8 protein-coding genes and 1 pseudogene are annotated in these 8,612 nt (G+C 63.4%); 4 read left to right on the top strand and 5 right to left on the bottom strand.

All coding sequences use genetic code 11. The features are described 5' to 3' along the window. Both VOI29_RS19730 and VOI29_RS19725 read right to left on the bottom strand, forming a co-directional pair. Positions 1-933, bottom strand: a pseudogene (locus VOI29_RS19730) (hybrid sensor histidine kinase/response regulator); the annotation flags it as partial. Between the two features lie 309 nt (positions 934-1,242). After that, positions 1,243-2,010, bottom strand: coding sequence for a DUF1013 domain-containing protein (locus tag VOI29_RS19725; RefSeq protein ID WP_323782690.1), 768 nt, complete (start codon positions 2,008-2,010; stop codon positions 1,243-1,245). A 130-nt stretch (positions 2,011-2,140) separates the two neighbouring features. On the opposite strand from VOI29_RS19725, the gene VOI29_RS19720 reads away from it, so the two are divergent. Next, entirely contained in the window at positions 2,141-2,785 is a 645-nt protein-coding gene (locus VOI29_RS19720; RefSeq protein ID WP_323782687.1) for a ribonuclease T2, read from the top strand. 285 nt (positions 2,786-3,070) lie between these two features. After that, positions 3,071-3,928: a DUF2189 domain-containing protein gene (locus VOI29_RS19715; protein WP_323782684.1), complete on the top strand. Its 858-nt coding sequence runs from the start codon at positions 3,071-3,073 to the stop codon at positions 3,926-3,928. Between the two features lie 66 nt (positions 3,929-3,994). On the opposite strand, the gene VOI29_RS19710 is transcribed toward VOI29_RS19715, so the two are convergent. Both VOI29_RS19710 and VOI29_RS19705 read right to left on the bottom strand, forming a co-directional pair. Continuing rightward, positions 3,995-4,978 carry an NAD(P)H-quinone oxidoreductase gene (locus VOI29_RS19710; protein WP_323782680.1) on the bottom strand — a complete coding sequence of 328 codons (984 nt, stop codon included), beginning with the start codon at positions 4,976-4,978 and terminating at the stop codon, positions 3,995-3,997. A gap of 126 nt (positions 4,979-5,104) precedes the next feature. Next, entirely contained in the window at positions 5,105-5,806 is a 702-nt protein-coding gene (locus VOI29_RS19705) for a COQ9 family protein (protein WP_323782677.1), read from the bottom strand. 118 nt (positions 5,807-5,924) lie between these two features. Between VOI29_RS19705 and rpsU the strand changes: the two genes are divergently transcribed. Beyond that, positions 5,925-6,131: a 30S ribosomal protein S21 gene (rpsU, locus tag VOI29_RS19700; protein WP_024088814.1), complete on the top strand. Its 207-nt coding sequence runs from the start codon at positions 5,925-5,927 to the stop codon at positions 6,129-6,131. Positions 6,132-6,856: 725 nt separating this feature from the next. Continuing rightward, on the top strand, positions 6,857-7,900 hold the full coding sequence (locus tag VOI29_RS19695) for a CAP domain-containing protein (RefSeq protein ID WP_323782673.1): 1,044 nt from the start codon (positions 6,857-6,859) through the stop codon (positions 7,898-7,900). A 73-nt stretch (positions 7,901-7,973) separates the two neighbouring features. Here the strand turns inward: VOI29_RS19695 and VOI29_RS19690 are convergent. Further along, positions 7,974-8,612 (bottom strand): polyphosphate kinase 2 (locus VOI29_RS19690; protein ID WP_323782671.1); only part of this gene is annotated, 639 nt, incomplete at its 5' end.

The raw sequence follows: 8,612 nt of genomic DNA, 5'->3' as shown, positions 1-8,612 counted from the left end.
GATCAGACCGCTCTCCTGCGTGCTCCGTCCGATTTCGCGGTCGTGCTGCAGCGCAAAGTGGCCGATCACCGTGCCCTCCGGATCGGTCAGCGCGATGCCCAGGTAAGAGTGCAGGTTCTGGCTGCGGTACTGCAGCTGCCCGGGAAACGCCTCCTGCAGCCCGTCCTGCACCAGGAATTTCTTCCGTTCCTTTAAAAACGCGCAAGGGGTGCCGTCATAGGGCACAACCCTGTCTTCCATACCGTCCATCTGCTGCCCGTCACAGCAGCAAGCCAGCACCCGGAAGCACTCCGGCCTGCCGCCGGGGCATTCCGCAATGAAGGCCGAGCGCACCTTGAACGCGCCCTGCAGCTGCCCGGCCAGCTGCCGGAAGGCCGTGCGCGGCGAGGTGCTGCCCGGCCCTTCGGCCAGCGCCGCCAGCGCGGCCAGAGTCTGCAATGCCGCGGCCTCCGCCCCAAGCCGGGGCGCGAAGTGCTGCATCTCGGCCACGATCTGCTGCGCCAGCGCGCCGTCGATTTCGTTCCGCCAGGCGGCCTGGATCAGGCCGATCGCCTCGCCATCGGCGTTTTTCAGGGCAACCCCGGCATAGCTTTGGAGGCCGTCCTCGCTGAACATCCTGTCATCCGGGTACAGCTCCTGCACCTGGCACAGGAATACATGCGGTTTGCCGCTCAGCACCACATCATGGCACGGCGTCCCGCGGCTTTCGTATTCGAAATCCCCCAGTTGCAGCCCGTCAAACCAGCTTGCCAGCACCTTGATGCGCTCGGTCTCCTTGACCTTCAGCTCACCCGCGGTCACCAGATCGGCCCCATAGGCCTGCGCCAGCTGATCGACAAATTCCTGGCAGAACTCCAGGCCGCTCAAACAGGCCAGTGTCTCCAGATCCAAGCGGCTGCCTTCCCCAAGCGCCGTGGCCCCTGCTGCGTCCATTGCTTGTACTCCTGCCATCCCTTTGCGGGCAGGCCTGCAAGACCGGACCGCTGGCAATACTCATTAACTCCCCGGTCTCTGCGCATGGGAAAAACGGCCCCGAAACAAAAGGCATATCCCGCACCCCGGTCTTTGCGGACAATCTGGAACACAACTGCCCGCAACATAATGCTGCGCAAAACGGGGACAAATAGTCAACATATTGTAACGTAGAGTGTAAATGTTAACAGAAAAAGCCGCAGATCCAGAGCACCGGATCTGCGGCTTTTTAAGTAGTTCCTGCACCCGGCCCTGCCGGGCCGCACCGGATCAGAAGCGGGAATCTTCGTCGTCGTCCTCGTCATCGCCGCCCGAGGGCAGGTTGAAGAAGCTGTCCGCGTCCGGGATTTCCTCTTCCTTTTTCTCGTCTTCACTGTTCAAGCCGCTGCCCAGAGTAAAGGTTTCCAGCCCCTCGATCGCGCTTGGGATCTTCGGCTCGGTGTCCATCTCCAGCGACTGTTCGGTCGAGACCAGCTTGCGGCGCTCATCATCGCTCATCACGCCGCCTTCGGCGGCTTTCTTGGCGGCGGCCTTCTGCACGACGGCATCCAGTTCGGACTGCCGGCACAGGCCCAGCGCCACCGGGTCGATCGGCTGCATGCTGGAGATGTTCCAATGGGTGCGCTCGCGGATCGACTGGATGGTCGGCTTGGTGGTGCCGACCAGCTTGGCGATCTGGCCATCGCTGAGCTCGGGGTGGAACTTGACCAGCCACAGGATCGAATTCGGACGGTCCTGGCGTTTGGACAGCGGGGTATAGCGCGGGCCGCGGCGCTTTTCCTCGCCGGCCGCGGCCGGGTTGAACTTCAGCTTCAGCTTGTGCAGCGGGTTGGCCTCTGCCTTGTCGATCTCGTCCTGGGTCAGCTGGTTGTTGGCCACCGGGTCGAACCCTTTGACGCCCACCGCCACTTCGCCGTCGGCGATGCCCTGGATCTCCAGCTCGTGCATGCCGACGAAATCGGCGATTTGCTTGAAGCTGATTGTGGTATTGTCCACCAGCCACACGGCGGTTGCCTTGGCCATCAACGGTTTTGCCATGCGCTCATCTCCTTAAAACACATCTTCCCCGCCGCCTGGATAAAGGCTGCCCCGCTTTCGGGGTCTGGTTTCCGTTGTCGGGGAACTTCAGGTCTATATAGTCGGCTTAACTGCATAAGGAAAGAGGCCAATGCGCAAGTTGTTGCTGGGGTTTGCGGCTGTATTGACCTGTTTTGCCGCCTGTGCAGCGGCAGAGGGCGAGCCGGCCGGGGAATTCGACTATTACGTTCTGGCACTCAGCTGGTCGCCGAACTGGTGCGAACAAGAAGGCGATGCGCGCCGCGCAGAGCAATGCGATGCCCGTCATGATCATGGCTGGACCCTGCACGGGCTGTGGCCGCAGCACCACCGCGGCTGGCCCAGTTACTGCCGCACCGCCGCCGCACCGCCCAGCCGCGGCATGAGCCGGGAGATGGCGGATATCATGGGCAGCCCTGGCCTGGCCTGGCACCAGTGGAAGAAGCATGGCACCTGCTCCGGCTTGACTGCCCGCCAGTATTACAGCCTGATGCGCGAGGCCTACACCCGCGTCACCCGCCCCGCCATCTTCCGCAGGCTGAAGACCCCCGTCACCCTGCCCGCTGCCGTGGTAGAGGAGGCGTTTCTCAAAGAAAATCCGGGGCTGTCGCGCGACAGCCTGACCATCACCTGCCGCGACGGCGCCATCCAGGAGGCCCGCATCTGCCTGTCGAAAACGCTGCAGCCGGTGCCTTGCGGGCGGGATGCGATCCGGGATTGCACGTTGAAAGACGCCCGCCTTGCGCCGGTGCGCTAAGACCAAGACCGGGAGGGGCGCGCCACCCCTCTTGGCCTGGCGGCCGATTCACCCCGGAATGCTTCAGACCAGAAAGATCCGGCGCCCGCGGCCTTGGCTGGCCGGGTGATCCGCCAAGGCCGCCCCCCTGTCACTTTGCCGGAAACAGCCCTGTCCTGCTGCACGCGGCAATAAATGGCCTGTGACGCACACTTCGCGCGGTTTTGTGCTAGTATAAAGATATGTGCCGCACCCGGCCCTGCCTGAACGGCACTTCCGTTGTAGTCAGCGAGGAGGATGACGCGCATGGCAAAAACAATTGGGAACCCGCTCAGCTGGCTTCTGCAAGGGGCAGAGACAACCGGGCACCATATCGGCCAGACGGTCGAAGAGATGGGCAGCAGCGGCGTCAAGGAACTGCCCAAGGCACGCAAGCTTACCATGGATGACATCATTCATTCGCTGGCTGCCGGCCTGGAGGATTTTGCCGCCTGCCGCAGCGATGCCATGTTCCTGGTGCTGTTTTATCCGCTGATCGGCATCACGCTGATCGTGATGAGCCTGTCAATGAATCTGTTGCCCCTGATCGTGCCGATGATCATGGGTTTTGCGATCCTTGGCCCGGTGGCCGCGGTTGGGCTTTATGAAATGTCTTCCCGCCGTGAAGCCGGGTTCGAGCCGCGCTGGATGGATGCCTTTGGCGTCATCCGTTCCCCCGCGTTTGGCGGCATTCTGGTGCTGGGACTGTATCTGGCGGCGCTGTTCATTGTTTGGCTGGTGGCCGCTGACATGATCTACAGCCGCACCCTGGGGCCGGAACCGCCGGCCTCGCTGCTGGGCTTTGCCACGGAAGTGGTGACCACCCGCGCGGGCTGGATCATGGCCATAACCGGCGGCATCGTGGGCGCGGTCTTTGCCTTTGCCGCGCTGGCGATGAGCCTGGTGTCCTTTCCGCTGCTGCTGGACCGCCATGTCGGCCTGCCGGTGGCGGTGGCCACCTCGATCAAGGTGCTGCGCAAGAACCCCCTGATCTGCATGACCTGGGGTATCATCGTCGGCTCCGCGCTGGTGATCGGTGCGATCCCCTTCCTGGCCGGGCTGATCATTGTGGTGCCGGTGCTGGGGCATGCGACCTGGCATCTGTACCGCCGCGCCGTGCAGTAAAAGGCACCGCTTGGCAAAAAAGGGCCGGCAGATCTGCCGGCCCTTTGATGTGACACCGCTGAGGTGTCAGCCCACCTTCAATACGATCTTGCCGATATGGCCGGAGCTTTCCATCCGTGCGTGCGCCGCGGCGGCCTCGTCCAGCGCGAACTCGCTGTCCATCACCGGTGCGACCTTGCCTGCCTCGATCAAGGGCCAGACCGCCTCGCGCAGGTCCTGGGCAATCTGCGCCTTGGCCAGATCGCTCTGCGGCCGCAGGGTCGAGCCGGTCAGGGTCAGCCGTTTGACCATCATCAGGGCGAAATTCAGCTCCACCTTCGGCCCCTGCAGAAAGGCGATCTGCACCAGGCGGCCGTCTTCGGCCATGGCCTTCACATTGCGGGGGATATAAGCGCCGCCGACCATGTCGAGAACCAGATCGGCGCCGCCCTCCTCCCGCAGCACCTTGACGAAATCCTCGTCGCGGTAGTTGATCGCACGTTCGGCGCCCAGCTCGAGGCAGGCCTGGCATTTCGCGTCCGACCCGGCCGTAGCAAAGACCCGTGCGCCAAAGGCCTTGGCCAGCTGGATTGCGGTGGTGCCGATACCGGACGAGCCGCCATGCACCAGGAACCGCTCCCCCGCCTTCAGCCCGCCGCGGGTGAAGACATTGGACCAGACAGTGAAGAAGGTTTCCGGCAGGCAGGCCGCCTGTTTCAGATCCAGCCCCTTGGGAACCGGCAGGCAATGCGCCGCCGGGGTTGCCACATATTCCGCATAGCCGCCGCCGGGCAGCAGCGCGCAGACCTGATCGCCCACCGCGATGCCGCTGACGCCTGCGCCCGCAGCCACCACCTCGCCCGAGGCTTCCAGCCCCGGCAGGTCGCTGGCGCCCTTGGGCGGGTCATAGGCCCCGGCGCGCTGCAGCGCATCGGGACGGTTCACGCCGGCATAAGCGACCTTGATCACCACCTCGCCATGGCCCGGCTGCGGCACCGGGCGCTTGGTCAGCTGCAGCACCTCCGGCCCGCCGGGTTTGCTGATTTCAACCGCGCGCATCATCTCTGTCATGGCAATTCGTCCTCCTGATCCTTGCCCCTTGCCTACCACCCGTCCGGGCGAGCGCAAACAGCAAAGGCGCCGCAGTCCGGCGCCTTTGCGGAGCACACCCGCCCAAAAGTTCGGTCCGGACCTGTGTCAGCGCCGCGGGTTCAGCGACCCAGGCAGATCATCGCGGTCTTTCGGCGGCTTGATTTGCCCGGCCAGCCAGTTCGGCCCCGCCAGGAATGGTTTCAGCAAGGGATTTTTCTGCAAACCCGCCTTCAGCTTCTCAAAATCCATCACATTGCCGATCCGGCGGTCGAGAAACTCCCAGGTCGCCTGATGCTCAAGACTGTCATCGCCCAGCCAGAACAGCACCGTAGCGGAATAGACGCCGGCGAGCGTGGCACGTTTGGTGTAGCAGTTCAGATCATCCGAGCCGTCGCCCAGCGTCTCCCAGATCAGATCGCAGGTGCCCCAGATCGCCTTGACCCCGTCGCCGGCATATTGCGGCAGTGTCAGCAGCGTGGTGCCGCGGCGCACCGCTTCCTTGTCATCGACCGCTTCCAGCCGGAACCGCACCGCGGCTGCCACCTTGTCGCGGAACCTGAGGCCGGACAGGTCCTCGGCCTCAAGCCGCGCCAGCATCCGCGAATCGCCGCGGGCGTGATAGGCCAGCGCCAGGTCCACCCCGCCGCGCGGGCAGACCGCATGGGCCAGCACCTCAGGCACATCCGCCTCCTGGCAGGCAGCACGGAATGTCACCTCGGACCAGCCGTCAAACGGCACGTGATTCAACGCTGCATCCAGCAGCCTTGCCTTGATATCGTCCTGCGCGTGATCCTGATTTGCAGTCATGCCGCTCTCCCGCTTTCAGCGTCCTGATACCCTACTAGACAAAATAACCTGCCTTTGCTATACGGCCAGTTCCTGCAATTTCCTTGCAACTCAAACTTAGAAAGGTGGTGAAAACCACATGCAGGTTAGTGTTCGCGACAACAATGTCGATCAGGCGCTTCGTGCCCTGAAGAAAAAGCTGCAGCGTGAAGGCGTCTTCCGCGAAATGAAGCTCAAGCAACATTTCGAGAAGCCGTCCGAGAAAAAAGCGCGCGAGAAAGCTGAAGCGATCCGCCGTGCCCGGAAACTGGCACGTAAGAAGCTCCAGCGCGAAGGTTTGCTGTAAGCAGCAGACCGTCCAGCTTTGGACAGCACTTGGCCGGTCTTGCGACCAGCCGGAACTTAAGTTCAGACGACCCCCGCGGCCCCGCCCCGGGGGTTTGTCATTTCTGCCCCCATGAGCAAAACACCTCGTCTCGAGGGGAGGCACAAAAATGCCTCAATTTTGCCCGACTTACATCTTTAAGGTGTATTTCGCTAAACTCTTCTGCTATACAGGTAGTGCGGCAGGGCAAATCTGATGCGTTTCCCTAACCATTGCCCCGCCGGCCGGGATTGGAACACCCGGTTCATTGAAATCCGGAGCAGGCCGCGTCCCCCCCGAAAAAAACGACACCGGCGCCTGTCTTGGTCCCTGCAAACAAGGCATAGCCTCTGCGGGTTTTCAATATGGCCGGGCGCCGGCAGCTTCCCCCGACGGCGCCCGGCCCACCCTTTTCTTTGGCTGTTTCCCCGGCAAGGCCCCATGCCCTGACGGCCGCCGCCCCCCCCCGAATCCCCCACCGCCCTGCCCGCTGCCCTGCAGCGGGATTGCGCCGGTGCCGCGCCGCCAGCTGCTTAGGGCAGCCCAAGGCGGCCGCGCGCGCAGGAATCCGCGTATCCGCCCCCCACGCTACGGCAGAGCCTTGCCGCAATTCCGCGCTGCACCCTCCGGCCCTTTCGGTGCCTTGAATTTCCGTTAACCGAAGGCAGCACCGCCGCCCAGCCGGCACACTCACGGAGCAGTTACCAATGTCACAGGCAAGCCAACTCGAGCGCCAGATGCTCGACCTGATCAACGCCGAGCGCACGTCGCGCGGGCGTAACCCGGTCCAGCTCGAGCTGCGCCTGAACGATTCGGCAGAAGACCACAGCGAATGGATGCTGCAGCAGGATGTCTTCTCCCATACCGGCGCCGGCGGCTCCAGCGCCGGCGACCGGATGAAGGATGCCGGCTTTCAGTTTTCGGGCGGCTGGACCTGGGCCGAGAATATTGCCTGGCAGAGCGAACGCGGTGCCGCCGGGCTGGCCGATGACGTCGTCAACCTGCACGAATCGCTGATGAACAGCCCCGGCCACCGCGCCAATATCCTCAGCGCCAGTGTCGAAGTGATCGGCATCGGCGTCGAGCAGGGCAATTTCAATGGCTGGGATGCGGTGATGGTGACCCAGAACTTCGCCAAGACCAGCGCAGACCTGCAACTGGACTCCGGATCAGGGGGCAGCGCGGGCGGCGGCGGCACAGGCACCGGTGCCACATCGGGAAATGATAACCTGACCCTTGGCAGCGCAGGCAGCCTGGACGGCCTCGGCGGCAATGACACGCTGACCGGCAGCAACGGCCGGGACCGCCTCGACGGCAGCGAAGGCCGGGATAAACTGAACGGCAGGGCCAGCGGCGACGAGTTGCACGGCGGCTCCGGCAATGACACGCTGCGCGGCAACAACGGCGCGGATGAGCTGAACGGCGGCTCCGGCAACGACAAGCTGTTCGGCGGCCAAGGCAAAGACACTCTGGATGGCGGCAGCGGCAACGACAAGCTGGCCGGCAAGGGCGGCGGCGACCTCTTCATCTTCAGCGGCGGCGACGACACCGTGACCGATTTCAACCCGGATGCCAGCGGTGAACGCATCGACCTGAGCGCCGCCACAGGCATCACCGGCTTCAGCGATCTGGTGAACAACCACACCAGCCAGACCAATGCCGGCCTGCTGATCAGCGACAGCGATGGCGACAGCCTGCTGCTCAGCGGCATAACAGAGCAGGAGCTTCAGCAAAGCGACTTCCTGTTCTGATCCCGGCCGGGCAAACGTGCAACGGGCGCGCCGCGGCACGCCCGTTCGCCCGCTTGGCGTCTAAGACGGACCCTCAATAAATTTTGGGCACATACAATTCGTCCGGCAGCACCTTGCGTTCATAGTCCGGGTTGTACTTGCGGTCCGGCAGCTCGACCTTGTCGCTCGGCACCTCTTCATAGGGGATCTTGGTCAGCAGATGCTCGATGCAGTTCAGCCGCTCGCGCTTCTTGTCGTTGCCCTCGACGATGTACCATGGCGCCTCGGGGATGTTGGTGCGTTTGAACATCTCCTCCTTGGCCTTGGTGTACTGCTCCCAGCGGATCCGGCTTTCCAGATCCATCGGCGACAGTTTCCACTGCTTCATCGGATCGTGAATGCGCATCATGAACCGCAGCTGCTGTTCCTCGTCGGTGATCGAGAACCAGTATTTCAGCAGGATGATCCCCGACCGCACCAGCATCCGCTCAAATTCCGGAACGTCCTGGAAGAACTGCTCGACCTGGTCGTCGCTGGCAAAGCCCATCACCCGCTCGACGCCTGCACGGTTGTACCACGAGCGGTCAAACAGGACGATCTCGCCGCCCGCCGGCAGATGCGGCACATAGCGCTGAAAATACCACTGGCTCTGCTCGCGGCGGTTCGGCGCCGGCAGCGCCACCACCCGTGCCACCCGCGGTTCCAGCCGCTGGGTGATCCGCTTGATCACCCC

Source organism: Leisingera sp. (genome assembly GCF_034669605.1).
Taxonomy (GTDB): Bacteria; Pseudomonadota; Alphaproteobacteria; order Rhodobacterales; family Rhodobacteraceae; genus Leisingera.
This window is presented reverse-complemented; position numbering and strand designations above follow the sequence as displayed.